Source organism: Ureibacillus sp. FSL E2-3493 (assembly GCF_038077515.1).
GTDB classification, from domain to species: domain Bacteria; phylum Bacillota; class Bacilli; order Bacillales_A; family Planococcaceae; genus Ureibacillus; species Ureibacillus halotolerans.
In genome coordinates this window covers 3,491,274-3,518,237 of record NZ_JBBOPK010000001.1, presented here as the reverse complement: position 1 = coordinate 3,518,237, position 26,964 = coordinate 3,491,274, and the positions used below count along the sequence as shown (strand labels likewise).

Here is a 26,964-nt window from a genome sequence, read left to right as displayed (position 1 = left end):
AAAAAGAGAAAGGTGAATTTGAGTTTCCTCAAATTCACCTTTCTCACTATTTGAAGCTAGTTATGTCCCAGCCTCTTTTTTTTATTGACCTTGGTAAATGTGAATAAGGTCGTTATTTTGTCCCCTAGCAAAGACATCAGTTCGATTTGGTCCCCAAGAAACAGCAGCAGGAGCACTAGTTAACGTCCCACCGATGGACTCCCAACTATCCCAACGAGATCCGTTCCAGGAACGTTTATAAAGTCGATTACCAGTACCTCTGATAAAGACATCCAATCGATTAGATCTACGGGAAGAAACGGTAGGAGCGCTTGTTAAAGTACCGCCAAGGTTTTCCCAATCACTCCATCTTGTACCGTCCCACCATTTGTGGATCAATTGATTATTTTGTCCTCGAGCAAAAACATCGATGCGGTTTGGTCCCCAGGAAACAGCAGTAGGTTCAGAAGCTAAATTGCCGCCAAGATCTTCCCAATCTTCCCATCGAGTGCCGTTCCACGTTCTTTTATAAAGTCGGTTGTTAGCGCCTCTAACGAACACATCGAGTTGATTTGAACGGCGTGATGAAGCAGCAGGACCACTTGTTAAAGTACCGCCAAGACTTTCCCAATCACTCCATCGGCTGCCGTCCCACCATTTGTGGTAAAGGGCATTATCAGTACCACGAACAAACACATCAATTCGATTTGGTCCCCAAGAAACAGCAGCAGGAGGAGAAGTTAAAACACCGCCAAGGTTCTCCCAACTACTCCAACGAGTGCCATCCCACCAAATATGGTAAAGGGCATTATCAGTTCCTCTTCCAAAAACATCTAAACGATTCGGTTGCCAAGAAGCAACAGCAGGAGCTCCTTGAAGTGTCCCACCAAGGCTCTCCCAATTGGACCAACCTTGACCAGGGCCCGGGGATGGACCAGGTCCAGGTTGCGCACCTCTAAGTATATTAAGAGTAATTTCAATAACTCTTGTTAATACTTGGTCAATTGTGTTGACAGGTAAATTCATTGAGCGAATGAGTAAATTAAACCAAGGTGTTTCCCTTTGGAATAGCGAGTAGATTTGACTAGCAGATTGGTTAAGATTTGCTTGATTTCTTGTAAAGTTAACGACAAAGAAAAACATTGCTTCCACTAACTGACGGTCTACTCCAGCCTGTGTTAATTGTGTAAAAAGATTGTTATTTTGGGCGCGAATTGTTTGCATAATTTGTTGAACTGTTGGTCGTCCAGTAAGTTGAACATATTGGACTTGTGCTTGATCGTATGGAGATGGGTAAGGGTATGTGGGTACAGGACTCATTGGAACATGCTGAACATAATAATATGGATATCCATAATACATGACGTTAAAAATCCTCCGTTTTTGATTAGTGTATGCATATGCACTAAATATGGGAATAAAATTATCGGGTTAGGCAATTGAACTGACAAAACGGGGAGTTTTAATTACCTTCTTTTTTATTTGAAAACCATGAACGTAAAGGGCGTTCTAAAGGGGTAATGTTAATAATGAAGTAACAAATAATTAAAATTAAAATAATTAATGAAAAAATGAGCGTATCTATTGCATGCTCATGATCGACAATGACAAGTCTTACCATCGCTGTAATACCTATATATAAGAAATAACGAAGAGGAAAGTGATAGTCCTCCTTAAAATATTTTACAATCATCGTAATAAATTCAAAATATAAAAAGAAAACGAGAATGTTAGCGAGGAAGAGCTTGTAATCACTACCTCCATCTAGCATCAGGATTTTATAAAAATCCACCAATTTCTTAATTAGAAGAAATGCCAAAAAGAAGGTTAGGATGATAAGACAAAGATTTAAAAACCACTGTAATACTTTAGGGATGATTTTAACCGATACATTCCATTCAAACTTTTTTATTTTCAAGCCCTCCTTTTTTACATTTTTAAGCGTTTAGAAGTTGGAAATTGCTATTTTGAAAAACCAACTGTTGTCAAATAGTCTATGAAGATAGGAGCTTCAAAATGATAGGTTTTATTTTAGTTCCACTAAATAGGGAAACGGACAACCGAGTTCATTTTATATAGAGCATATTTACATTTAAAATGGAATATCTTATATAAACATGAGATGGTGTAATACATAGGTGGAATGATTGGGCATGAGATAGAGATAACAAAATTATCGAAGTTTAGTCACTAATAACTTACAGTTGGTCTATGTGGAAGGATGGATAAGAAAATATTAATTATCCGTAATATAAATAAATACAAGTCTATAAACTGAAATTCTATTTTTATATTAATAAAGTATAAATTTATATCTATTATACAAATAAAATCATAAAAATCAAAATTTACTAAAAAATCACACTAGACTAAATAAAAAGAATGTTTTACAATCAGAAAGTCAAATATATCGAAGAAGACTAGTGAAACAGCTATATTATTCAGAATATTTTGATTAACTATTGATGTTAAGAATTCTGAATATTATAATTAGTAAAAAAATAGACTATGAAACAATTTAGGGGGAGAAATAAATGGCAGAAAAGAGAAAGTTAAAGAGATTTGCATCGGTATTTCTAGCTTCATCTTTAATCGTTGGGGCGCTAGCAGCTTGTAGCTCTAATGAGCAAGGGACTTCATCAACTGGAAATTCATCGGAAGAAAATAGTGATGTAATTAAAATCGGTGCCAACTTAGAACTTTCAGGTTCAGTCGCTTCTTATGGCTCATCAATTGGACAAGGTGCTGAACTAGCTGTAGAGGAAATCAATGAAGCTGGTGGTATTGATGGAAAGAAAATAGAGCTAGTAAAAGTAGATAACAAATCTGATAACGCTGAAGCGACGAACGCTGCAGTTAAATTGGCAACACAAGAAAAAGTGGTCGCAATGATCGCTCCAGCAACTTCTGGTAACGTAATTGCAACAACTCAAATTGCCAATAAATATAAAATTCCAACGGTTACTGCATCTGGTACTGCGCCAAACGTAACAGAAAATGAAGATGGTTCGATTAACGAATTCGTATTCCGTACATGCTTTATTGACCCATTCCAAGGAATCGTTGCAGCGAATTTCGCAACGCAAGAATTAGGTGCTAAAAATGTGGCAATTTATGCGGACAACGCATCTGACTATGCAAAAGGTCTAGCTGCATCATTTAAAGAGCAAATTGAAGCGAACGGTGGAACTGTTGTAGCAGAAGAAGCTTATGTAGCCGATGATACAGACTTTAATTCTACTTTAACTCGTATAAAATCTGCCAACCCAGATTTCATCTTTATCCCTGGATATTATGAAGAAGTAGGGTTAATCGTAAAACAAGCTCGTGAGTTAGGTATCGAAGCACCACTTATGGGTGCTGACGGATGGGATTCCCCAACTCTAGTAGAACTCGCTGGTAGCGAAGCTCTAAACAACACATTCATTACAAACCACTATTCATCCCAAGATCCAGATGAAACAATTCAAGGATTCGTAAAAGCATTTGAAGGGAAAAATAATGAATCGCCAAACGCATTCCATGCCCTTGGTTATGACACAGTTTACTTCATTAAAGATGCGATCGAACGTGCAGATTCAACAGATGGCGAAGCAATTCAAAAAGCTTTAGCTGAAACAAAAGATTTAAGTTTAATTACAGGTACATTCTCAGTTGACGAAAAACACAACCCAGTTAAATCCGCAACAGTTCTAGAATATGTAGACGGTGAACAAAAGTTCAACTCTAAAGTTAATCCGTAATATTGCGTTTATAACGATAAAACAAAGGGGGGCGAACTGGCCTCCCTTTTTATCACTAAAGAAATTTAATTAAATGGCCATTTTATAAATTCGCTTTTCGTTTTTACGAACGAATAAAAGCCTTACTTAAAATGGAAAAAGGAGTGAGATCTCATGGAATGGATTCAACAGTTAGTGAATGGTATATCAGTTGGTAGTATCTATGCACTAATCGCATTAGGATATACGATGGTATACGGTATCATAAAGCTCATTAACTTTGCTCATGGTGATGTGTTCATGTTAGGGGCTTTTATCGGCTTTTTCGCCATTACAAGATGGGACGTAGGGTTCCTTCCAGCACTTATCATTTCGATGGTACTTTGTGCAATTATTGGTGTCATTATTGAACGAGTAGCGTATAAACGATTACGAAGTGCAACACGAATTGCAGCCCTTATTACTGCAATCGGTGTGTCCTTTTTAATTGAATATACAATGATTTTCTTCCGAGGAGCATCACCGGAAGCGTATCCTGAAGTATTGCCGAATACATCAATTGACATTTTTGGAGTAAGTATTAGCTCTAAATCTATTTTAATTTTAGTTGTTACGATCATTTTAATGATTTTATTGCAATTTATTGTACATAAAACCAAAATCGGAAAAGCGATGCGAGCTGTATCTTTGGATGCTGATGCTGCACGATTAATGGGAATTAACGTTGATAATACGATATCAGCAACCTTTGCCATTGGATCGGCTCTAGCTGGTGCAGCAGGGGTTATTTTCGGGGCTTATTACACGAGAATCGAACCATTAATGGGGGTTTTACCAGGATTAAAGGCCTTTATCGCAGCGGTACTTGGTGGTATCGGAAATATTCCTGGTGCAATGGTTGGCGGTTTAGTTTTAGGTGTAGTTGAAACGGTTGTTAGTGCTTTCGGTTTTTCGTTATGGCGCGATGCAGCAGCTTTCATCATTTTAATTTTAATACTCATTTTAAAACCATCGGGTCTATTCGGAAAAAATACCCGAGAGAAAGTGTAGGTGACTGGTATATGAAAAAATCAAAAGCCTTTTGGGTTTATATTATTTTTGCGCTAGTAATCTATACAATTGTACAAGTTATGATTTCAGGTGGATCGTTAGATTTATATTATCAAAATATATTAATACAAATGTGTATAAATATTATGCTAGCTGTTAGTTTGCATATTGTAATAGGAATTACAGGGCAATTCTCCATCGGACATGCTGGTTTTATGGCAGTGGGAGCTTACTTCAGTGCCATTGCGACAATGAACTTAGGGTTACCATTCACCGTAGCATTAATTATTGGTGCGGTAGCAGCAGGATTAGCCGGGTTACTAGTAGGAATTCCAACGCTACGACTTAAAGGAGACTATTTGGCAATCGCAACCCTTGGTTTTGCTGAGATTATTCGAATTGTCTTCCTAAATATTGATTACGTAGGCGGAGCGGCAGGTATGGTCGTGACGAATATGACAACGTGGACATACGCCTTCGTTGGTGTAGTTCTTACAATATTAGTTATTTCGAATTTTACAAATTCAAGACATGGTCGAGGAGCTATTTCTATTCGAGAAGATGAAATTGCAGCTGATGCTATGGGAATAAACACAACCTACTATAAAGTTGTTGCTTTTACAATCGGTGCTATATTCGCTGGGCTTGCTGGTGCGATTTATTCCCATAACTTCTTTATTATTCAACCGACAACATTTAATTTCTTAAAGTCCTTTGATATTTTAATTTACGTTGTATTAGGTGGTTTAGGAAGTCTTTCGGGGTCTGTTATCGCAGCAATCTTTTTAACGATTGTTTCGGCTTATTTATCGAACTTCCCTGAAACGCGTATGATTATTTATTCTTTAGTTTTAATTTTAGTGATGTTATATCGTCCTACGGGATTAATGGGTACAAAGGAAATTACCCACTTATTTAAATTTGGTAAAAAGGGAGGTTCTAAAGTATGACGAGTAACCTTCTTTTACAAGTAGATAATGTAGGAATTCAGTTCGGTGGCCTTAAAGCAGTACACAATGTAAATATGCATTTGAATACGGGAGAGTTAGTCGGTTTAATTGGCCCTAATGGAGCTGGGAAAACGACAACTTTTAATATGTTAACGGGAGTGTATCAGCCGACGGAAGGGGTCATTACCTTTGACGGGAAAAATTTGAAGGGGCTAAAACCTTATCAAGTAACAAAATTAGGTATTAGCCGTACATTCCAAAATATTCGTTTATTTAAAGATTTAACGGTTTTAGATAACGTGAAAGTGGCAAACCACAATTTAGCGAAGCATTCCATTCTCTCATCTATCTTTCGATTACCTAGTCATTTTAAAGGGGAAGAAAAGATGGATAAAGAATCGATTGAATTTTTAAAAATATTTGGATTAGATGTTTATAAGGATGAATTAGCAAAGAATTTACCTTATGGGATGCAACGGAGACTGGAAATTGCCCGGGCCCTTGCAGCAAAACCTCAACTCCTGTTATTAGATGAACCAGCTGCGGGGATGAATCCTCAAGAAACTCACGATTTAATGGAGCTGATTGCTTTTATCCGAAAAGAATTTGATTTGACAATTTTGTTAATCGAACATGATATGCATTTAGTAATGGGAATTTGTGAGCGTATTTACGTATTAGATCACGGTCAATTAATCGCGGATGGAACACCGGAAGAAATTCGTAACAATCCAAAGGTAATTGAAGCCTATTTGGGAGAGGAGGTCATTGAATAATGCTTAAAGTAAACAACATTGATGTATTTTATGGAAATATTCATGCATTAAAAGATGTCTCCATTGAAGTAAAAGAGAGTGAAATTGTAACGTTGATTGGTGCAAATGGTGCTGGTAAATCAACATTATTAAAAACATTATCAGGTCTATTAAAACCAAAAAGTGGGACAATTTCTTATCTTTCTCAACAAATTAATGGGAAACAAGCACAATCCATCGTAAAAAGTGGCATTTCTCATGTTCCAGAAGGACGAAGAGTCTTTTCGAATATGACGGTAGAGGAAAATCTTGAATTAGGTGCTTATTTACGCAAAGATCGTGATAGCATTAAAAAGGATATAGCCAATGTTTATGAACTATTTCCTATATTAGGAGAACGCCGTAAACAACAATCAGGGACGTTGTCTGGTGGGGAACAGCAAATGTTAGCGATGGGTCGAGCTCTAATGGCAAAACCGAAATTGTTATTACTAGATGAGCCATCCATGGGGCTAGCACCTTTAATTGTGAAACAAATTTTTGAAATTATTCAAATGGTTAATCAGCAAGGAACAACAGTATTATTAGTAGAACAAAATGCGAATATGGCATTATCAATTGCTGATCGTGCATATGTGATTGAAACAGGTAAAATCGTTTTATCGGGGACAGCGAAAGAGCTTCAAGAAAGTGAACAAGTTAAAGCTGCTTATCTCGGAGCATTATAACCGACGGTATTTGATTAATGGAAAAGGCAGAAATGTTGAAAGTAAAACATTTCTGCCTTTTGTTTTTATTAATTCTTTTAAAACCACGTGCTCTGCACGTGTGAAAATATACTTTTAGAGTGGTAATGGAGATGGAATTAAAAACTCCTCTCGATATAATGAAAATGGCCGTCAAACCAAATTCAAATCGAGAGGAGTTTTGCTCAATGTCGAGCGACAATAGTTTATCACACACAAGATGGAATTGTAAGTATCACATAGTTTTTATACCAAAATACAGAAGGAAAGTAATCTACGGTGAATTAAGAAAAGACATCGGAGCGATTTTAAGACGTCTATGTGAAATGAAAGACGTAGAACTCATAGAAGGACATGCAATGCCAGATCATATACATATGCTGGTTAAAATTCCTCCAAAATTATCCGTATCACAATTCGTAGGCTATTTAAAAGGAAAGAGTTCTTTAATGATTCACGATAGACATGCAAATTTAAAATATAAACACGGAAATCGAACGTTTTGGGCAAAAGGATATTATGTCACTACAGTAGGTCTTAACGAAAAAGCGGTAGCAAAATACATTAGGGAACAAGAAGCTGAAGATCGATTACGTGATCAAATGACGAGTAGAGAATATATAGACCCATTTAAACGAGATTAAAGAACAAATACGGTTGACGGTCAATTAAAAAAGCCCCTTTAGGGGCAGTTAGTAAGGAGCCCTTATAGGGCGTTACTAAAACCGCCTGTTTTACAGGCGGATATTTATTTTTTAGGTGTGTAGTTTAATAGTTGAAATAGCTCTACCTTTTCTTTTTCTGTTAAGTCTCTCCACTGGCCAACCTTTAAATTGCCAAGATGGATATTCATAATTCGAATTCGCTGTAATCGTTTTACGGAATAACCAAGGGCTGAACACATTCGACGAATTTGACGATTTAAACCTTGCTCCAAAATAATTTTAAATACATGGGATGATACTTTTTCAACTTTACAAGGTAATGTTTTTGTATCTAAAATCTCAACACCTGATGCCATTTGTTTTAAAAAGGATGTTGTAATTGGTTGGTCCACTTGTACAACATATTCTTTTTCGTGATGATTTTCGGCACGTAAAATTTCGTTTACGATATCACCATCATTGGTTAGCAGTAGTAACCCTTCCGATTCCTTATCTAGTCGACCAATATGGAAAATGCGTTTTGAATGTCCAACGAAGTCAACGACATTACCTTTCACATGTTTTTCTGTTGTACTAGTAATGCCAACGGGTTTATTTAATGCAATATATACTAATTCTTCTTCTTTTTTGACAGGTTTGCCATCAACGCAAACGACATCCCCGTCCTGAACTTGACTACCTATTGTAGCCAGTTCACCGTTAATCGTAATTCTACCTTCTTCAATCCATTTATCTGCACCACGACGAGAAACAACGCCTGTTTCGCTTAAAAATTTATTTATTCTCATAAAGTCTCCTATAAATGTAATAACTTAAGTATACAATAACAACGCTTTTTTGAATAAAACGAATACTACTTTTCAACTCTTATCCATATCTATTTTTGCCCGTTTCCATGTTAATAAACTTCTCTATCATACAATTAGCAACGTACTTATTAAATAAAATTCGTCGATTTAAAATTATTCTATTTATTTTATAAAAAAATCTATTTTTCTAGTTCTATTTTTAGAATAACCGTCATATAAATTAGTAATACCTTTTGATAAATGGGGGAAGTCAGCACGAAAGGGTATTGGCTTTAAAGATATCATAATGAAGGGGAGAAATTAAAAATGAGCGTACTAACATTGGCTTATGCATTTCCAAACACAGAAGGAGCAATTGTAAATTTCAAAGACAAGTATGATAACTTTATCGGAGGAGAATGGACGCCACCAGTCAAAGGTCAATACTTTGAAAATATAACGCCTGTTACGGGAAAAGTATTTACACAAGTAGCACGTTCAACAGAAGAAGATATCGAACTTGCTCTTGATGCAGCTCATGCAGCGAAGGAAGTATGGGGGAAAACATCCGTTGCAGAACGCGCAAAAATTTTAAATAAAATTGCTGACCGTATGGAAGAAAATTTAGAAATGTTAGCTGTCGCTGAAACTTGGGAAAATGGTAAAGCTGTACGAGAAACATTAAATGCAGATTTGCCGTTAGCAATTGACCATTTCCGTTACTTTGCGGGGGCAATTCGAGCGCAAGAAGGTGGCATTAGTCAAATTAATGACGATACAGTAGCTTACCATTTCCATGAACCTATTGGAGTAGTAGGTCAAATTATCCCTTGGAACTTCCCACTTTTAATGGCTTGCTGGAAACTTGCACCAGCGTTAGCAGCAGGAAACTGTGTCGTATTAAAGCCAGCTGAGCAAACTCCTGCATCCATCATGGTATTAATGGAATTAATAGAAGATTTATTACCACCTGGTGTATTAAATATTGTTAATGGCTTTGGTTTAGAGGCTGGAAAACCTTTAGCATCTAACCCACGAATCGGGAAAATTGCCTTTACTGGTGAAACGACAACTGGTCGTTTAATTATGCAATATGCATCCCAAAATATTATTCCCGTTACCCTTGAATTAGGTGGTAAATCACCAAATATTTTCTTTGAAGATGTGATGGAAGCAGATGATGAGTTTTTAGATAAAGCGATTGAAGGATTTGTATTATTTGCGTTAAACCAAGGCGAAGTATGTACTTGTCCTTCCCGCGCATTAATTCAAGAATCCATTTATGAGAAGTTTATGGAACGAGCATTAAAACGTGTAGAAGCAATTAAAACGGGTAACCCGTTAGATCCAAATACAATGATGGGTGCTCAAGCCTCTTCTGAACAAATGGAGAAAATTTTATCGTATATCGATATCGGTAAACAAGAAGGAGCAGAAGTATTAATTGGTGGAGAACGTAATCAACTAGGGGAAGACTTTACGGATGGTTATTACGTAAAACCTACTGTATTTAAAGGAGATAACAGCATGCGTATTTTCCAAGAAGAAATTTTTGGACCAGTAGTAGCTGTTACAACTTTCAAAACGAAGGAAGAGGCGTTGGAAATCGCTAATGACACACTTTACGGTTTAGGAGCAGGAGTTTGGACTCGTGACATTAACACAGCTTACCGTATTGGTCGCTCAATAGAGGCTGGTCGTGTATGGACGAACTGCTACCATGATTATCCTGCTCACGCAGCATTCGGTGGTTATAAAATGTCTGGTGTAGGTCGAGAAAATCACTTAATGATGTTGGAGCACTATCAACAAACGAAAAACTTGCTTGTTAGCTATAGCCCGAATAAGCTTGGCTTCTTCTAAACCATTTAACTTTGAAAGGGGATTTCATGTGGTTGAACGTGTAATCGCTACAGATGCTGCCCTTGAATTAATTGAAAAGTTAAAAGCGAAACATGGACCGATAATGTTCCATCAATCGGGTGGTTGCTGTGATGGTTCTTCCCCAATGTGTTACCCTGAAGGGGATTTAATCATTGGAAATGCCGATGTGTTGCTCGGTGAAATTGGTGGAGTGAAGTTTTACATGCATAAAAATCAATTCGATTATTGGAAGCATACACAACTCATTATTGATGTTGTGGACGGTCGCGGTGGTATGTTTTCATTAGAAGGAGTCGAAGGAAAACGGTTCTTAACTAAATCTAGGGCATTTAATGCTGAGGAATTAGCCCAATTAAAATAAAGGATAGACCTTTTGCTAAATGAACTGCCCCCTGTCAAGTAGACAGTGGAAATAATAAAAATAGAATTAAGTGGCTTGGGTCCTATACTCCATAGGGCTTAAGCCGTTTAATCGTTCTTGGTATCTTTTGTGATTATAAAATTACTTAATTCGTCAAACGCATCAAATTTATATAAATAATACTTCTCGCACTTTAATGTTCCCCAAAATGACTCCATTGGTCCATTATCAATACATCTCCCTACGCGTGATATACTATGTGTCATCTTCGCCTCATCAATTCTTCTCTTAAATCCATGTGATATATATTGATACCCTCGATCACTATGAATTAACGAATGTTCATTATGTAAGGTAGCGATTGCCTGATCTAACGTCGTAAATACCAAATCATTATTGTTTGAATGTCCTAATACGTAACTAATAATTGAACCATCATAATGGTCTAAAATAGCACTTAAATAGGCTTTCTTTGTACAACCGTATTTCAACTCTGTTACATCAGTCACCCATTTTTGATTAGGTTTATTTGAAGTAAATTCACGATTTAATAAATTCTCTGCAACATGTTGGGGAGTCGAACGAATATAACGTTTCCGTTTTCTACGAATAACGGATTGTAATCCAGCTACCTTCATTAAGCGATAGATTCGTTTGTGATTATAATGCTTGTTAAACCTACGGTTCAAATTTAGCTTCATACGGCGGTAACCATAAATCCCTTCAACTTGCTTGTAAAGAGCTTTCATTTCTTTGATGATTTTTTCATTTTCACGTTCTCTAGCAGTAGGTGTTCGATTTAGCCATTATAATAAGCTGAACGTGCAATTCCTGCAATTTTACAGAGGAGCGAAACAGAAAATTTCTCTTTAGTATGTAATTCTTGAATAGTCTATACTTGTCCATTGATTGAATTTGACTTAACGTCGCCTCCTTTCGACTTCCTCTAACTTTTTTAAAATGGGCTGGATGTTCCTTTCCCCGTATCTTTCATTGCTCTATGACCATTATACTTTTTAATCCATTGTCTCAAAACAGATTTACTAGATATCTCATACTTTCTTGTCACTTCTCTCAATGAATAATGATAGATAATCCTGAATAGCTGCTTCCTTTAACACTTTCGAATATGGTTTCCAGCTTTTAGCATTTTCTAGACCTTCTGCTCCTAAAGCTTCGTATTTATCTCTCCAAATCCTTATCGTCTCCTGATTAACATTAAACATAGATGCGATTTCATTTACTGAATAAATTCCATTTTCAAGTTGAGTTAATATAGCTAATTTTTATTCTCTGGAATGTTTAATTCTAGCCATAAAAAAGACTCTCCCTAGGTAAACAGATTTTATTTGTTATCTGTCTACCCGAAGGGGAGCATATCAAAGAATTTAGCAAGAGGTCTTTTCATTTTTGAAACGAATTTTCATCTCATCTCGTATAAAAGGTAAGGAGTGATTAAAAATGAGTGACGAACAATTTATAAAAGCATTTATAGATAACTATCATCGGGTTTTTAATTATACAGGGGGTCAGGACCCACAACTGACGATGTTTCTTGCAAGTACATATACATTTTCAAAAAAAGAATTTAGTGGGGTAATCTTACAAAAAATAATTGACGAAATCGAGGAAAAAACAAAATCCTCCTCGGTACGCCTTGATTTGAAAATGAAGTATAAATTGGCCATTCAATTTTCACAACAAAACAATATGGATGAAACAATTCAATCATTCATAAAGAAAGATCAATTGTTAAAAGAAGTTAAATTTAAAAATACCCCCCACCGCGCTTTAGCTGCTCTTTTTTTACAGGAAGATGATAGGGAACATGCCATTAGGGCAAAACAATTGTTTGATGAATTAAATCGTCAACAACGGATTTTAACGTCTAATGAAGATGTTCCATTTGTAGTGTATTTATCTTCAGATATGAACGAACAACCGAAAACGCAAGCAGACACCATTGTAAAATACTATAACGAATTAAGAGAAAATCATTTTACGATGGGGAATTCTCTTCAAGGGTTAGCCCAAATTTTGACTGTCTATAGTTCCGACTATAATGAAGTCTTATTGCAATATGTCGTACAATTACGGGAAGAATTATTAAAACGGGATATTAAAGTGAAAAGGATTCATTATCCATATTTAGGTGTATTAGCTCTAGCTGCTACAAATGAGTCGAAAGTAGATGCGATTGTCTCATTACATCATCAATTTATAGAGATAAAAGAGTTGAAAAGTAATAAATCATACGCCCTTATTATCGCTATAAAAAAGGTGATTCAAGATGTCCTTGAAATACAAGAATTAATTGAAATGACGCCTTTATCGGATCTTACTGGACTGTTAGATATCGCAGACATTCTTGTAGATTTGGTTGGATTTTTGCCGCCTGGCTTATCAGATGTAGTGGATTTTTTAAATTAACTACAAACTTTAGAAGAAGTGGATATTACCGAACAGTGTTACAATGGGGTTATAACGATGAGGAGAGTGGTATCTATGGAAAAAACAAAATTATGGATAAATGGTGTTTGGACAGATGCTAACGATGTTTACGCGTTAACAGCTCCTTATTCAGGGGAAACTATTGCAGAAGTGGCGAAAGCTTCTGTAGAGGATGTAGAACGAGCAATTGAAGGTGCTCATAAAGCCTTTCAATCTTTTAAAAAGACGACTGCTTATGAGAGGGCAGAAATTTTATATAAAGTGGTAGACATTATGCGCGGTCGTAAAGAGGAACTTGCAAAAATTCTAGCTTCTGAAGCTGGAAAGCCTTTAACGACGGCATTAATTGAAATTGATCGTACGATTTCAACGTATCAATTTTCAGCAGAAGCAGCAAAACAATCAATGGGTGAAACGGTTCCCCTTGATGCTGCACCAGGAACAAAGGATCGAATCGGCTATACGAAACGGGTTCCAATTGGTGTCGTTTCGGCGATTACACCCTTTAATTTCCCTTTCAACTTAGTTTCTCACAAATTAGGACCTGCCTTTGCCGTAGGGAATACAGTAGTGTTGAAGCCAGCTACTCAAACACCTTTAAGTGCATTAGTTATGGCAGAGATCTTTAAAGAAGCTGGTTTACCAGATGGGGCATTACAAATTGTTACAGGGTCAGGGGGAGAGTTAAGTGATACATTAGTAACACATCCCCTTGTGAAAAAAGTGACGTTTACTGGTAGTAGTGCTGTTGGACTTAAAATAAAAGAAAAAGTCGGATTGCGTAAGGTGACATTAGAACTAGGTTCAAATTCAGCACTTATTGTTGAACCTAGTACGCCAATTGAAAAGGTAGTTTCTCGATGTGTCGGTGGGGCCTTTGGATTTTCAGGGCAAGTTTGTATTTCGTTACAACGAGTATATGTACACGAATCGATATATGAACAATTTACGACTGCTTTTGTTGAAGAAACGAAGAAGTTGAAATTAGGAGATCCTCTAGATCCATCAACAGATGTGAGTGCAATGATTAATCCTAACGAAGTAGAACGTATCAAACAATGGATTGAAGAGGCGAAAGCTGCAGGAGCTGTTGTTGCGACAGGCGGAGAATTTACACAGCGAACATTAACGCCGACAGTTATGACGAATGTTCAACCGGATATGAAAATTGTTTGTCAAGAAACCTTTGCACCAATCGTTTCCATTGTACCTTATCAAACATTAGATGAGGCGATTGCATTAGTGAATGAATCCGATTTTGGTTTAAATGCTGGAATCTATACGAATGTTTTAACGGATGCGATGAAAGCTGCTGATGAAATAGAAGCTGGTACAGTTGTAATCAATGATATTCCAACTTTCCGAGTTGATAATATGCCTTATGGTGGTGTAAAAAGTAGTGGCTACGGTAGAGAAGGGGTTAAATTTGCGATTGATGAAATGACCGAATTGAAATTCATCACAATTAAAACAACCATTTAAATAATAGTTCTCGACTTTCGTTTTTTTAGGGTAAAATGAAATTAGGTTATCAAATATTAACATCAAGAGAGTAGTAACTATGGAGGGTTTATCATGAGCAATGCAGTGCCGATGAGTCATTCTCGTTCTTTTCAAACACACTTAGTTTTACCACCTGATACGAATCATCATCAATCTATTTTTGGTGGAAGAGTATTAGCTTATATCGATGAAATAGCAGCCATTACCTCTATGAAACATGCACGATCTGAAGTGGTGACAGCATCCTTTGATTCCGTTGATTTTATCTCTCCGGCTTATGCAGGTGATATTCTAGAACTAGAAGCAATGGTAACTTCCACAGGACGATCTTCAATGGAAGTTTACGTTCGAGTAATGTCACGAAATATTAAAACAGGGGTAGAAAAATTAACGACTGAATCCTTTGTGACCATGGTCGCCGTTAATAAGGAAGGGAAACCTATCCCGGTACCTAGTGTTTACCCAGAAACGGAAAGGGAGAAGCAACTGTTTGAAACAGGACATACTCGCAGGCAATTACGTCAAGCAAAAAAGGAAAGTACACAAAAGCGTCGACTGCTTTTAGAAAATGAATAAAAAAACAGGACCTTCTTATATAAAATGTACCCTATAAGAAAGACACTTGAAAAAAGGTCTCTCTTATAGGGTACTTTTATTTATAATGAAATAAAATAAATGGTTGATGGAGCGGAAGAACATGTCGAAAAAGTTATTTACAGATCAAGAACAGAAATTACTCAAGAAACATCCTTATGTAAAAGCAGTGAGTGAAAAAGCAATAACATATACAGATGAATTTAAAGCAAGAGCCATTAAAGAATATGAGGAAGGGAAATTTCCACTTCAAATTTTTGAAGATGCAGGATTTGATATTGATATCGTAGGTAAAAAACGTGCAAAGTCTGCTTTAGAGCGATGGCGTGCTGCTTATCAAAAGAATGGTGTAGCTGGGCTTGTGGATACACGTAAACACTCTTCAGGACGTCCACTTGAGCGAGAATTAAGTATAGAAGAAAAGTACGCAAGGTTAGAGGCGCAAAATGCATTATTACGTGCAGAAAATGAACTACTAAAAAAGATCGATTTAGCAGAAAGGTTGTTGATAAAGAAAAAGAGAAATTAACAGCGGAACAAAAATTTCAGTTGATCCAGTATGTGATAGAAAAACACCGCTTAAAAAGAATGGTAAGCTACCTTTGTAAATTAGTTGGAGTCTCTCGATCGGGCTACTATCGTTATTTTTCAGAAGAAGCACAACTTAGTAGACAAGCTAGTGATCAGGCAGATGAGACAGTCAAAGAAATCATTTTAAAAGCGTTCAATTTCCGTGGTCGTAAGAAAGGTGCACGTCAAATTAAAATGACGTTAGAAAATCAGTATCAAATTACATATAACCTAAAGCGAATTCGTCGTATCATGAAAAAGTTTCAAATCATCTGCCCCATTCGAAAAGCAAATCCATATCGAAGAATGGCCAAAGCAACGAAAGAACATAGAACTTTACCAAATCTATTAAACCGTAAATTTAAGCAAGGAATCGCTAGAAAAGTATTATTAACAGACATTACATATTTGAGTTATGGAAAAGGAAAACGTGCCTACTTATCCGCTATAAAAGATGCCGAAACCAATGAAATTTTAGCATATGAGACATCGGATAAAATTACACTAGATATTGCATTAAATACATTAAAGATGTTGAAAAAGAATGGGATAAAATTGGCCGATGGCGCATTCATTCACTCTGATCAAGGGTTCCACTATACCAGCCCCCAATTTCAAAAGATGGTAAAGAAAATGGGACTAGAGCAATCTATGTCACGTCGTGGAAACTGTTGGGATAATGCCCCACAAGAATCGTTTTTTGGTCATTTTAAAGATGAAACAGACTTTAAATCGTGTGAAACATTAGAAGAAGTAAAAAGAGAGATTAAGAGTTATATGACTTATTACAATCATTACCGAGGTCAATGGAACTTAAAAAAGATGACGCCTGCACAATACAGTCACCATCTTCTTCAAGTTGCTTAAAAGCCTTTTTTAAAAATGTCCTTTACAAAGGGTACACTTTAATAGAGAAGGTCCTTTCTATTTAATCTGTTAATTCGTGAACAACATTTAGCAATGAATCGGAAGAAGCGGATACTTGGTCTACACTTTCGGTTAATTCGTGGATTAGTCTTGAAATCTCAGTAATGTCTTTAGTTGTGTTTGTATATTGTTCTTTAATCCCTGATACAGCTTTGGCTATAGAATTAAAGGATTCCTCAAGACTACGTTGTGTTTGTACACTCTTTTGCACTTGTTCATCCACATTGCCTACTGATGAAGTCATATTTTCGATATTTTCTTCTGTTTCGCGAATTAAGTGAGAAACATTTTGAACTGCGCTCTTCGTCTCTTCGGCTAGTTTACGAACCTCTTCAGCAACAACTGCAAAGCCTTTTCCATGCTCACCAGCCCGTGCAGCTTCAATGGAAGCATTTAATGCTAATAAGTTTGTTTGATCGGCGATACCTGTTACTAAACCAACGATTTCTGTTATTTTCTGAGAAGAAGCTCGTAAGTTGATCATCGATTTTTCTAACATATTGACTCGTTCTAAAATAACATTCATTAACTCTGTTTGTGTTTCAATATGTGCTTTTCCATAATTTGATTTTTCTTCTGTATCCGCTACAAAATCTAGTCCTTGTTTTGTTGCTGTAGCAATACTTCCAGATTCCGAAGAAATGGCATGTAATGAAGCAGTCGTTTCTTGGCTGATAGCATGTAATTCTTCAGCAGTATTTTGTACTGTGTTCAATAAGGAATGTTTCATATCTTCCACAATCTGACGAATTCGTTGTTGTTCCGCATCGTAAGCTTGAATAACTAATTGTTGTTCCAAATTAATGATTTTCGAAAAGGCATTAATCGCTTTTGTCGTATCTTCTTTTGAAATATCTAATCCATTAACAAAATGGATAAATGTAGTCATTAATGATTGGAAGGAGCTTATATACCATTGGGATTCTAATCCAATACGTACATGAGTAGCGGCAATTTTTTTTCGTTCTTCTATATAGTTGCTATTAATACGACTTTCAAAAATATCGGTAATATGTTTTGTAAGGGTTACTTTTAATCGTTCAATTTTCGAATGTTTATTAATAATCCCCATTAAATGATCGCTTTGCATAATTGCTGCATAAAATTGATTCACCATTTCTGGAATAAATTGTTCAGTGAAAGGTTTTAATTGTCTTAAAATCGCTAATTCTTCTTTTGTTAATTTAATTAATTGAATTTGTTTAGTTAAGTCTGGGTACTTTGCAACATCTAGCTCGACTTCGTTTATGTATTTTTCAACTTCGAAATAGTTTGCTAACACTTTTTGTGAATTACTTCTGAAAATAGCCATCCTTTTATCCATTCCATTCCATTATGTATTTACCTATATTATCGTTCTATTTTCATAGATTGTAACAATAATATATTGAAAATATTATGAAATTTTACATAGATTGTTAGTTGGATTAAATTATGAAATAGTAACCTAACTATAGGGCTAATTTGTATTTTGTTTTTATCCCATGTAAAATACGAGTAGTTTATGATGTAACTAACGTGGAAAAGTGAAGTAAATATTTATAGAAAAGGAAGTTAAAGATGGAAAAGCACCGCTTTAAATTTGTTATCCCAACAATGGTCATTGTTGCTATAGGCTCTATTTTCATGTTAAGAAACTATTTTCAGGAAGTTTCAACCCGTGATAGTGTATTACTTGTAGTAATAGCAACTATCTTTTCTGGAATGATTGCTTATTTATTATTCCCGTATAATAATGAAGAAAAACCAGATCCAAAGCCAGAAAGTAGTAAGAAAAAAGTATCCAAATAATGAATTATGTTGATAGACCGCTAGTTTTACTGGCGGTTTTTTATTTTTAAATAAGGTTTATTCGTTTGAAAAAAAGTGAAACTATTTAGTACGAACTTCGTAAATATACTATAACTATAAAAACGAAACGAAAGGTTGATTTATAAATGGATAATAAATGGGCAAAGGTAATCATACATGCAAGTGCCTTTTTGATGCCTGTACTTATTCCAGTCCTATTCTGGCTACTAAGTTCAGAACATGAAATTAAAAGAATTTCGATCCAAGCTTTACTATTCCAAGGTGTTATGTGGATTTTAAATACTATTTCAATAATCTTTAGCTTTTTAATTATTGGAATTCCGTTTTTAATTGTCTTCGGAATTATGACGGTTGTTGTTCCGATTATTGGCATTGTGAAAGCGTTAATGGGTGAAAATTGGAATTACCCGATTGTTGGTCGTTGGGTATAAAAATAGGTTTAGTTTAAGTGAATAAAAGGAATACTAAGAAATAAATCCAAAATTAACCAGAATGGTATGTGGAGACTATTTCTTAATCCTTCGCTCAAAAAGCTAAAATGAGGGTGGTCTCAACTATTAATGAGACCGCCTTTTTTATGGATATAAATAGGATAGCTATAAAATAATTTAAACGCTATTCGAACGAAAAAATAGTATAGGCATTTGATTTGCATTTTGATTTTGATGTTAATATAATATAGTCAAATATAGTCAAAGTCAGAAATGGATGGGGTGAGGTATAAAAATGAGAAATATATCTGACATCATTGAAGGGTATTTGAAACAAGTTATCGAATTAGGTGGTCAAGGACATATTGAAATCAAACGAAGTGAATTGGCGGATAAATTTCAATGTGTACCATCGCAAATCAATTATGTTATTAATACGAGATTTACCGCCGAAAGAGGCTACTTAGTTGAAAGTAAACGTGGTGGTGGGGGATATATTCGAATTTTACGAGTAAGAGCTCATTCTAAGATTGATTTGATTGAAGATATGATAGACCAAATTGATAACGGTGCTACCCAATCGATGGCAGAGGATATTATCTATCGTTTGATCGATGAAGAAGTCATTTCTAAACGGGAAGCAAAATTAATGCTTGCTGCAATTGATCGGTCGACTCTTCGAATACAATTGCCGACGAGGGACCAATTGAGGTCATTGATTTTAAAGTCTATGTTAACAACATTAAAATACGATAAATAGGAACAATTGGTAATATAAAGGAAGTTCATTACTTATTTATTACTTTCCATACTTATTTGATAAAAGAGGTGAGGTCATGAATTGTGAACACTGTAAGGAACGTCAGGCTACAGTAACGGTTACACAAGTAATTAATGGCCAAAAAAGCGAAAAACACTATTGTGAGGTATGTGCACAAAATTTTCATCCTTTCAATTTAGATTTTCATAAAGAAGAACAAATTCCAATTCATCAACTTGTTTCCAATTTATTTGGTTTACCAGTGTGGAATAACGGGGTAGAAAAGGTCCAATCGACAAGTCAGAAAGCAACTGAATGCCCAAAATGCGGTTTTACTTTTCGTAAGTTCTTGAATGAAGGGAAGCTTGGTTGTCCACAATGTTATGAAACTTTCAGTACACAGCTTCCACAAGTATTAAATAAAATTCAAGCTGGAACAAAGCATAGCGGTAAAGCTCCGGGCAAACCAAGTCATCATAACGAGTGGATCAAAAAACAAATTGAAACAGCTCGAGAACAACTACAATTAGCGATTGCAGATGAACGTTTTGAAGATGCTGCCAAGCTGCGGGATGAAATAAGAGATATGGAACGCAAGCTTGATCGTGGAGGTGTTGATACACCATGAATTTAGAACATTTTTTGAAAAGTGAGGCGCCAGGCTGGATGGATGTTAAAGGTCTTGATGCAGATATTGTATTAAGTACACGCATTCGATTAGCAAGAAACTTAGATGGATATCGTTTCCCTTTAAGTTTTACGGATGGGGAAGCACAACAAATTGATGACGTTGTCACACAAGCTTTAATGGCGATTAATGACGAGCATAAGTTTTCCCATTTTACAATTAAAGAAATGCCTTCATTGCAACGTCAAGTGTTAGTTGAAAAACATTTAATTAGCCCTCTATTAGCTAAAAAAGAAAAGTCAGCTTCCGTTCTTATTTCAAATGACGAAACGATCAGCATTATGGTAAACGAGGAAGATCATTTACGAATCCAATGTTTAGCTCCTGGATTACAGCTTTTAGAAACATATGCAGAGGCTTCGAAATTGGATCATCAATTGGAGAAACATTTACCATATGCGTATAATGATACATTTGGTTATTTAACAAGTTGCCCAACGAATGTTGGAACAGGACTTCGTGCATCCGTTATGATGCATCTACCTGCCCTAACGATGTCTAAGCAAATTAAGGTTGTTACACAAATGCTAGCCCGCTTAGGAATGGTTGTAAGAGGGATATATGGAGAAGGTAGTGAAAACCTAGGAAACATTTATCAAATCTCCAACCAAGTAACTCTTGGAAAGTCGGAAGAGGAAATTTTAGAAGACTTACAAAATGTAGTTGTCCAAATTATTAAAAATGAACGAGGCGCACGAGAGGCATTATTCAAAAATTCTCGAATAGTATTAGAAGACCGCTTTAATCGCTCATTAGGTATTTTAAAATATGCGTGTATTATGACGAGCGAAGAAGCTGCTGCTTGTTTATCCAATGTTCGCCTTGGAGTGGATTTAGGAATCATTAAGGAAGTTCCATTACATGTTTTAAATGAGTGTATGATCCTCATACAACCCGGCTTTGTACAACAATATGCCGGTACAACTCTTCAAGCAAGTGAACGCGATATGTATAGAGCAAAACTTTTACGTGAAAAGCTTAATACGAACAATCAAAAGTTAATGGGAAAAGGAGAGGAAAGATATGATGTTTAACCGTTTTACTCAACGTGCACAAAAAGTATTGCAATTAGCACAAGAAGAAGCTATTCGTTGGAAGCACGAATCTATAGGAACAGAACATATTTTACTTGGCCTTATTCGTGAAGGCGGTGGAATTGCAGCAAAAGCATTAGAAGCAATCGATGTAAGTCCACAAATTATTGAATCAGGCATTGAGGAGTTAGTGGGGAAAGGTTCAAAAGATGTCGGTCCAATCGTTCATTATACTCCAAGAGCTAAAAAGGTAATTGAATTATCGGTAGATGAATCTAGAAAATTAGGTCATGCTTATATAGGAACAGAACATATATTACTTGCTTTAATCCGAGAAGGTGAAGGAGTAGCTGCTCGAGTTTTAGCGAATGCGGGTGTTAGCTTAAACAAAGCTCGTCAACAAGTTCTTTTATTACTTGGAAACAATGACGCAGCTCAAAACTCAACAAACCCAACTCAATCGGTAAATACACCGACTTTAGATGGATTAGCTCGTGACTTAACGGCCATTGCCCGTGAAGGTTCATTGGATCCAGTGATTGGCCGTAGCAAAGAAATTACACGAGTAATTGAAGTACTATCCCGCCGTACGAAAAACAACCCTGTATTAATTGGTGAACCCGGGGTAGGTAAAACGGCTATTGCAGAAGGTCTTGCACAACAAATCGTCAATAATGAAGTACCTGAAACCCTTCGTGATAAACGGGTGATGACATTAGATATGGGTACTGTTGTTGCGGGTACTAAATATCGCGGTGAATTTGAAGACCGCTTGAAAAAAGTAATGGATGAAATTCGCCAAGCAGGTAACGTAATTCTTTTCATTGATGAATTACACACATTAATCGGTGCTGGCGGTGCAGAAGGTGCTATTGATGCATCGAATATTTTAAAACCTTCATTAGCCCGTGGTGAACTACAATGTATTGGGGCTACAACATTAGATGAATATCGTAAATACATTGAAAAGGATGCAGCGTTAGAACGTCGTTTCCAACCAATTCAAGTAGATGAACCAACTGTAGATGAAACAATTCAAATTATTAAAGGTTTAAGAGATCGTTATGAAGCGCATCACCGTGTGAAAATTACGGATGAAGCAGTAGAAGCGGCAGCAAAATTATCTGATCGATATATTTCCGATCGTTTCTTACCAGATAAAGCGATTGATTTAATCGATGAAGCAGGTTCAAAAGTACGCTTACGTTCTTTCACAGTGCCACCAAACTTAAAAGCTTTGGAAGATAAATTAGAAAACGTTCGTAACGAAAAAAATGCGGCAGTTTCAAGCCAAGAGTTTGAAAAAGCGGCTGCCCTTCGTGATACAGAACAAAAAATTAAAGATGAATTAGAGCAAACAAAGAAAACATGGAAAGAAAAACAAGGTAAAGAAGAGTCTAAAGTGACTGTTGAAGACATTGCAATGGTTGTTTCCATGTGGACTGGAATTCCTGTTTCAAAAATTGCTCAAGAAGAATCAGCGAAATTACTAAACTTAGAAGAAGAATTGCACAAACGTGTCGTTGGTCAAGGAGAAGCGGTTGAAGCGATTTCTCGTGCTATCCGCCGTGCCCGTGCAGGGTTAAAAGATCCAAAACGACCAATCGGTTCATTCATTTTCCTAGGTCCTACTGGTGTTGGTAAAACAGAACTTGCCCGTGCTCTAGCAGAAGTAATGTTCGGCGATGAAGATGCAATGATTCGAATCGACATGTCAGAATACATGGAGAAACATTCGACTTCCCGTCTTGTAGGTTCACCTCCAGGTTACGTTGGATTCGATGAAGGCGGACAGTTAACTGAAAAAGTTCGTCGTAAACCATACTCTGTTGTATTGCTGGATGAGATTGAAAAGGCTCACCCAGATGTGTTCAACATTTTACTTCAAGTATTAGATGACGGTCGTTTAACGGATTCAAAAGGTCGTACAGTAGACTTCCGAAACACGGTTGTTATTATGACTTCTAACGTCGGCGCAGATGCCCTTAAATATCAAAAATCTTTAGGTTTCGGAATTGGTGATAATTCTGCTAACAAATATAAAGATATGAAAGGGACAATGCTTGAGGAATTGAAAAAAGCATTCCGTCCTGAATTCTTAAACCGTATCGATGAAATGATTGTGTTCCACTCTCTAGAAAAAGACGAATTAAAACAAATTATTTCATTAATGGCAAACTCTTTAACAACTCGCTTAAAAGAGCAAAATATTGAGCTTGAGTTGACAGATGCTGCATTAGAGAAAATTGCAGAAGAAGGATACGATCCACAATACGGAGCTCGTCCATTACGTCGTGCCCTTCAAAAACATGTGGAAGATCGTTTATCCGAAGAGTTGCTAAAAGGTACGATTTCAACAGGTCAAAGTGTTGTGATTGACTATGTTGATAATGAATTTATCGTCTTACCCAAAAGCGAAGTTCTTTCAAATTAATGCATAATTATAGGTGGTTGACTTAATTTCTAGTCAACCACCTTTTTAATATGGAAGGATTTTACGTGGGGAAATATAAGGAACTTTCAAAGGTTGTCATGTACAATGAACATAAGATTACTAATGAAGGAGAGACGATATGGTAAAAAAGAAAACGAAATTCTGTTGTAACTCCTGTGGCTATGAATCTCCAAAGTGGATGGGGCGTTGTCCGGGCTGTGGTGGATGGAACACGATGGTTGAGGAAGTAGAAGTAATAACGAAAGGTCCTCGAGGTGCTTTTCAACATTCAAATTCCATCTCGCAAAAAGCCACTCCTATTATCAATGTAGAAACTTCGGATGAACCGCGTGTTGAAACCGAAATGGAAGAGTTAAATCGGGTGCTAGGTGGAGGGATTGTTCCGGGATCCCTCGTATTGATTGGCGGAGACCCTGGGATAGGGAAATCAACTTTACTGCTTCAAGTATCAGCCCTTTTATCCAATAAAGGTCATCGTTTATTGTACATATCCGGAGAAGAATCAATGCGTCAAACAAAGTTGCGGGCGGCAAGAATTGGTGTGAAATCTCCTGAGCTATATATCCTTTCCGAAACGAATTTGGAATTAATTAACCAATCAATCGAAGAAGTACAACCTAAATTTGTTATTGTCGATTCCATTCAAACAATTCATCATCCAGAAGTTACAAGTGCTGCTGGTAGTGTCTCTCAAGTTCGTGAATGTACTTCGGAATTAATGCGCATTGCTAAAACAAAAGGAATCGCCATTTTCCTAGTAGGCCACGTAACAAAGGAAGGGCAAATTGCAGGTCCAAGATTACTAGAACATATGGTAGATACAGTTTTATATTTCGAAGGGGAACGGCATCATACGTATCGAATATTGCGCAGCGTAAAAAATCGTTTTGGTTCGACGAACGAAATTGCAATATTTGAAATGGTTCATGCAGGTTTAAAAGAAGTTTCTAACCCTTCAGAGCTGTTTTTAGAGGAGCGTTCCCACGATGTAGCAGGTTCGACCATTGTTGCTTCTATGGAAGGTACAAGGCCGATTTTAGTCGAGATTCAATCACTCGTCACACCGACTAGTTTTAATTATCCTAAACGGATGGCTACGGGAGTAGAACAAAATCGGGTTCAATTACTTATGGCGGTTTTAGAAAAACGAATGGGGATGCTTTTACAAGCCCAAGATGCCTATATAAAAGTAGCGGGTGGAGTTAAACTAGATGAACCAGCGATTGACTTAGCTGTTTTAACTTCCATCGTTTCCAGTTTTAAAGATCAACCAGTTAAAGGTACAGATTGTTTTGTTGGCGAAGTAGGGCTAACTGGTGAGGTTCGACGGGTTTCAAGAATTGAACAACGAGTTCAAGAAGCAGCGAGACTAGGTTTTAAACGGGCATTTATTCCAGCTTCCAATTTAGGGGGATGGGATTATCCGAACGGTATTCAAGTCATTGGAGTAGAAACAATCAATGAAGCATTAAGAGCGTGTTTCCAAGACTTGTAGCCATTCTTTTTAGTAAAAAAATAATAAATGGAGTATGCCTATACAATCATTTTTAGTGTATAGGCATTTTTCCGTTTGATTTTGGTTAGAAATAGACATAACTTAACATATAAGTAAAACAGTAGCTAATTTTTCCAAATGAAAAATTAGCTGATGTATTTATAGGGCAAACTATACTGGAACTATGTATAATTGTTATTAAAGAAAAGGAGGTGGAAGTATGTTAAAAAGAGTAATACAAATTGCTTTCTTATTAATTGGAGGGGCGTTAGGCTTTGTTTTTTTACCGCCATTATACGAATTCATTAATTTATCATCTAATCCTTGGCTTAACAATCCATATGTATCCATATTACTAGGAGCAATCTTGTTATTCCTTTTATCATTCTCGTTATCAGACTACTTTGTTAAGTTGATTGAGTGGATGGAAAACGTGTTATTTAAAATCCCAGCAGCTGATCTATTGTTTGGGACATTTGGACTTATTGTAGGGTTAATTGTTGCGTTTTTAGTTGGGTTTGCCATTGAACGTATTCAGATTCCTATTATTACGGAGATTATACCGATCTTATTATCAATTATCCTTGGTTATTTAGGTTTCCGTGTAGGGTTTACAAAGCGGGATGAACTATCGCAAATGTTTACGAAATCAAGTTCCCTTCCTAGGAAAAAACAACTGGATGTATCAACGCTCCAAGTAAATGAAGTGAAGACAAATTATAAATTGCTTGATACAAGCGTCATTATCGATGGGAGAATTGCTGATATTTCATCAACAGGATTTATTGAAGGTGTGCTAATTGTACCTCAATTCGTTTTAACGGAACTTCAGCATATTGCCGATTCGTCCGATACGTTAAAGCGTACCCGCGGTCGAAGGGGTCTTGATATATTGAAAAAACTTCAAGATGAACGGGCAACAACCGTGCAAATTTCAGAAGAAGACTTTGAAGATGTCCAGGAAGTTGATTTAAAACTAGTACGTCTAGCGAAAAAGATGGGAGCACAAATTTTAACGAATGATTTTAATCTAAATAAAGTTTGTGAGCTACATCATGTGGAAGTACTAAATATAAATGATTTAGCAAACGCCGTAAAGCCGGTTGTAATACCTGGAGAGGAAATGCAAGTGGTTGTGATTAAAGACGGGAAAGAGCACAATCAAGGCGTCGCCTACTTAGATGATGGTACGATGATTGTCGTAGAAGGTGGACGTAGCTATATTGGCCAATCGATTACGGTAACAGTAACAAGTGTCCTGCAAACATCTGCAGGGCGTATGATATTTGCAAAACCTAAGGATGAACAAGTAGCGTAAGCAACTTAGGTTTTTTGAGATTAGGA

At 36.4% G+C, this 26,964-nt stretch carries 24 protein-coding genes and 1 pseudogene; 20 read left to right on the top strand and 5 right to left on the bottom strand.

The genetic code is table 11. From position 1 onward, the window contains the following. Positions 1-81 precede the first annotated feature (81 nt). Together MHH69_RS18125 and psiE are read right to left on the bottom strand one after the other, a co-directional pair. Positions 82-1,341 (bottom strand): sialidase, encoded by a 1,260-nt coding sequence (locus MHH69_RS18125; protein WP_122973431.1) that lies wholly within the window; start codon positions 1,339-1,341, stop codon positions 82-84. A gap of 100 nt (positions 1,342-1,441) precedes the next feature. Then, a complete protein-coding gene (gene psiE, locus MHH69_RS18120) occupies positions 1,442-1,897 on the bottom strand; it encodes a phosphate-starvation-inducible protein PsiE (protein WP_241559383.1) in 456 nt (151 codons plus the stop codon). A gap of 616 nt (positions 1,898-2,513) precedes the next feature. On the opposite strand from psiE, the gene MHH69_RS18115 reads away from it, so the two are divergent. The 6 genes from MHH69_RS18115 (at position 2,514) to tnpA (ending at position 7,846) form a co-directional block, all read left to right on the top strand. Then, a complete protein-coding gene (locus MHH69_RS18115; RefSeq protein ID WP_341362874.1) occupies positions 2,514-3,722 on the top strand; it encodes an ABC transporter substrate-binding protein in 1,209 nt (402 codons plus the stop codon). A gap of 153 nt (positions 3,723-3,875) precedes the next feature. Then, positions 3,876-4,751: a branched-chain amino acid ABC transporter permease gene (locus MHH69_RS18110; RefSeq protein ID WP_122973433.1), complete on the top strand. Its 876-nt coding sequence runs from the start codon at positions 3,876-3,878 to the stop codon at positions 4,749-4,751. A gap of 11 nt (positions 4,752-4,762) precedes the next feature. Continuing rightward, a complete protein-coding gene (locus MHH69_RS18105) occupies positions 4,763-5,701 on the top strand; it encodes a branched-chain amino acid ABC transporter permease (RefSeq protein ID WP_122973434.1) in 939 nt (312 codons plus the stop codon). Next, complete coding sequence (locus tag MHH69_RS18100) at positions 5,698-6,477, top strand: ABC transporter ATP-binding protein (RefSeq protein WP_122973435.1); 780 nt, start codon at positions 5,698-5,700, stop codon at positions 6,475-6,477. Before MHH69_RS18105 ends, MHH69_RS18100 begins: the two co-directional genes overlap by 4 nt. Further along, on the top strand, positions 6,477-7,184 hold the full coding sequence (locus MHH69_RS18095; RefSeq protein ID WP_122973436.1) for an ABC transporter ATP-binding protein: 708 nt from the start codon (positions 6,477-6,479) through the stop codon (positions 7,182-7,184). The genes MHH69_RS18100 and MHH69_RS18095 overlap by 1 nt, the downstream gene beginning before the upstream one ends. A gap of 206 nt (positions 7,185-7,390) precedes the next feature. After that, a complete protein-coding gene (gene tnpA / locus MHH69_RS18090; RefSeq protein ID WP_341362949.1) occupies positions 7,391-7,846 on the top strand; it encodes an IS200/IS605 family transposase in 456 nt (151 codons plus the stop codon). A 104-nt stretch (positions 7,847-7,950) separates the two neighbouring features. Here the strand turns inward: tnpA and rluF are convergent, their stop codons facing one another. Then, complete coding sequence (gene rluF, locus MHH69_RS18085) at positions 7,951-8,655, bottom strand: 23S rRNA pseudouridine(2604) synthase RluF (protein ID WP_122973437.1); 705 nt, start codon at positions 8,653-8,655, stop codon at positions 7,951-7,953. 342 nt (positions 8,656-8,997) lie between these two features. Here rluF and adh point away from each other — a divergent pair, with 342 nt between their 5' ends. Together adh and MHH69_RS18075 are read left to right on the top strand one after the other, a co-directional pair. Next, positions 8,998-10,518, top strand: coding sequence for an aldehyde dehydrogenase (gene adh, locus MHH69_RS18080; protein ID WP_341362996.1), 1,521 nt, complete (start codon positions 8,998-9,000; stop codon positions 10,516-10,518). A 28-nt stretch (positions 10,519-10,546) separates the two neighbouring features. Beyond that, positions 10,547-10,900 (top strand): DUF779 domain-containing protein, encoded by a 354-nt coding sequence (locus MHH69_RS18075; RefSeq protein WP_122973438.1) that lies wholly within the window; start codon positions 10,547-10,549, stop codon positions 10,898-10,900. A gap of 66 nt (positions 10,901-10,966) precedes the next feature. Here the strand turns inward: MHH69_RS18075 and MHH69_RS18070 are convergent. After that, positions 10,967-12,177 (bottom strand): annotated as a pseudogene (locus tag MHH69_RS18070) (IS3 family transposase). A 184-nt stretch (positions 12,178-12,361) separates the two neighbouring features. Here MHH69_RS18070 and MHH69_RS18065 point away from each other — a divergent pair. The 4 genes from MHH69_RS18065 to MHH69_RS18050 all read left to right on the top strand — a co-directional run bounded on the left by MHH69_RS18065 (position 12,362) and on the right by MHH69_RS18050 (position 16,885). Next, positions 12,362-13,330: a DUF4003 family protein gene (locus MHH69_RS18065; RefSeq protein ID WP_341362873.1), complete on the top strand. Its 969-nt coding sequence runs from the start codon at positions 12,362-12,364 to the stop codon at positions 13,328-13,330. Positions 13,331-13,405: 75 nt separating this feature from the next. After that, positions 13,406-14,833: an aldehyde dehydrogenase family protein gene (locus tag MHH69_RS18060; protein ID WP_122973440.1), complete on the top strand. Its 1,428-nt coding sequence runs from the start codon at positions 13,406-13,408 to the stop codon at positions 14,831-14,833. 93 nt (positions 14,834-14,926) lie between these two features. Further along, positions 14,927-15,430 (top strand): acyl-CoA thioesterase, encoded by a 504-nt coding sequence (locus tag MHH69_RS18055; protein WP_122973441.1) that lies wholly within the window; start codon positions 14,927-14,929, stop codon positions 15,428-15,430. A 121-nt stretch (positions 15,431-15,551) separates the two neighbouring features. After that, positions 15,552-16,885 (top strand): IS3 family transposase gene (locus MHH69_RS18050; protein WP_341361629.1). Its coding sequence is split into 2 segments (ribosomal slippage): positions 15,552-15,939 and positions 15,939-16,885, totalling 1,335 coding nucleotides; the frame shifts between segments, so codons are not numbered across the junction. Between the two features lie 61 nt (positions 16,886-16,946). On the opposite strand, the gene MHH69_RS18045 is transcribed toward MHH69_RS18050, so the two are convergent. Then, the gene (locus MHH69_RS18045) at positions 16,947-18,269 is read right to left on the bottom strand and encodes a globin-coupled sensor protein (RefSeq protein ID WP_122971236.1); all 1,323 of its coding nucleotides are present in this window, start codon (positions 18,267-18,269) and stop codon (positions 16,947-16,949) included. Between the two features lie 236 nt (positions 18,270-18,505). Between MHH69_RS18045 and MHH69_RS18040 the strand changes: the two genes are divergently transcribed. The 8 genes from MHH69_RS18040 to MHH69_RS18005 all read left to right on the top strand — a co-directional run bounded on the left by MHH69_RS18040 (position 18,506) and on the right by MHH69_RS18005 (position 26,938). Beyond that, entirely contained in the window at positions 18,506-18,736 is a 231-nt protein-coding gene (locus MHH69_RS18040; RefSeq protein ID WP_122971237.1) for an accessory gene regulator B family protein, read from the top strand. Between the two features lie 146 nt (positions 18,737-18,882). Further along, entirely contained in the window at positions 18,883-19,188 is a 306-nt protein-coding gene (locus tag MHH69_RS18035; RefSeq protein ID WP_122971238.1) for a DUF4870 domain-containing protein, read from the top strand. 295 nt (positions 19,189-19,483) lie between these two features. Then, positions 19,484-19,948, top strand: a complete 465-nt coding sequence (locus tag MHH69_RS18030) for a CtsR family transcriptional regulator (protein ID WP_122971239.1) — start codon at positions 19,484-19,486, stop codon at positions 19,946-19,948. 76 nt (positions 19,949-20,024) lie between these two features. Then, positions 20,025-20,576, top strand: coding sequence for a UvrB/UvrC motif-containing protein (locus MHH69_RS18025; protein ID WP_122971240.1), 552 nt, complete (start codon positions 20,025-20,027; stop codon positions 20,574-20,576). After that, the gene (locus tag MHH69_RS18020; protein ID WP_122971241.1) at positions 20,573-21,670 is read left to right on the top strand and encodes a protein arginine kinase; all 1,098 of its coding nucleotides are present in this window, start codon (positions 20,573-20,575) and stop codon (positions 21,668-21,670) included. The genes MHH69_RS18025 and MHH69_RS18020 overlap by 4 nt, the downstream gene beginning before the upstream one ends. After that, entirely contained in the window at positions 21,660-24,104 is a 2,445-nt protein-coding gene (locus tag MHH69_RS18015) for an ATP-dependent Clp protease ATP-binding subunit (protein WP_122971242.1), read from the top strand. Before MHH69_RS18020 ends, MHH69_RS18015 begins: the two co-directional genes overlap by 11 nt. Before the next feature lie 139 nt (positions 24,105-24,243). Then, entirely contained in the window at positions 24,244-25,620 is a 1,377-nt protein-coding gene (gene radA, locus MHH69_RS18010) for a DNA repair protein RadA (protein WP_122971243.1), read from the top strand. A gap of 220 nt (positions 25,621-25,840) precedes the next feature. Next, positions 25,841-26,938, top strand: a complete 1,098-nt coding sequence (locus MHH69_RS18005) for a PIN/TRAM domain-containing protein (protein WP_122971244.1) — start codon at positions 25,841-25,843, stop codon at positions 26,936-26,938. The last annotated feature ends 26 nt before the right edge of the window (positions 26,939-26,964 follow it).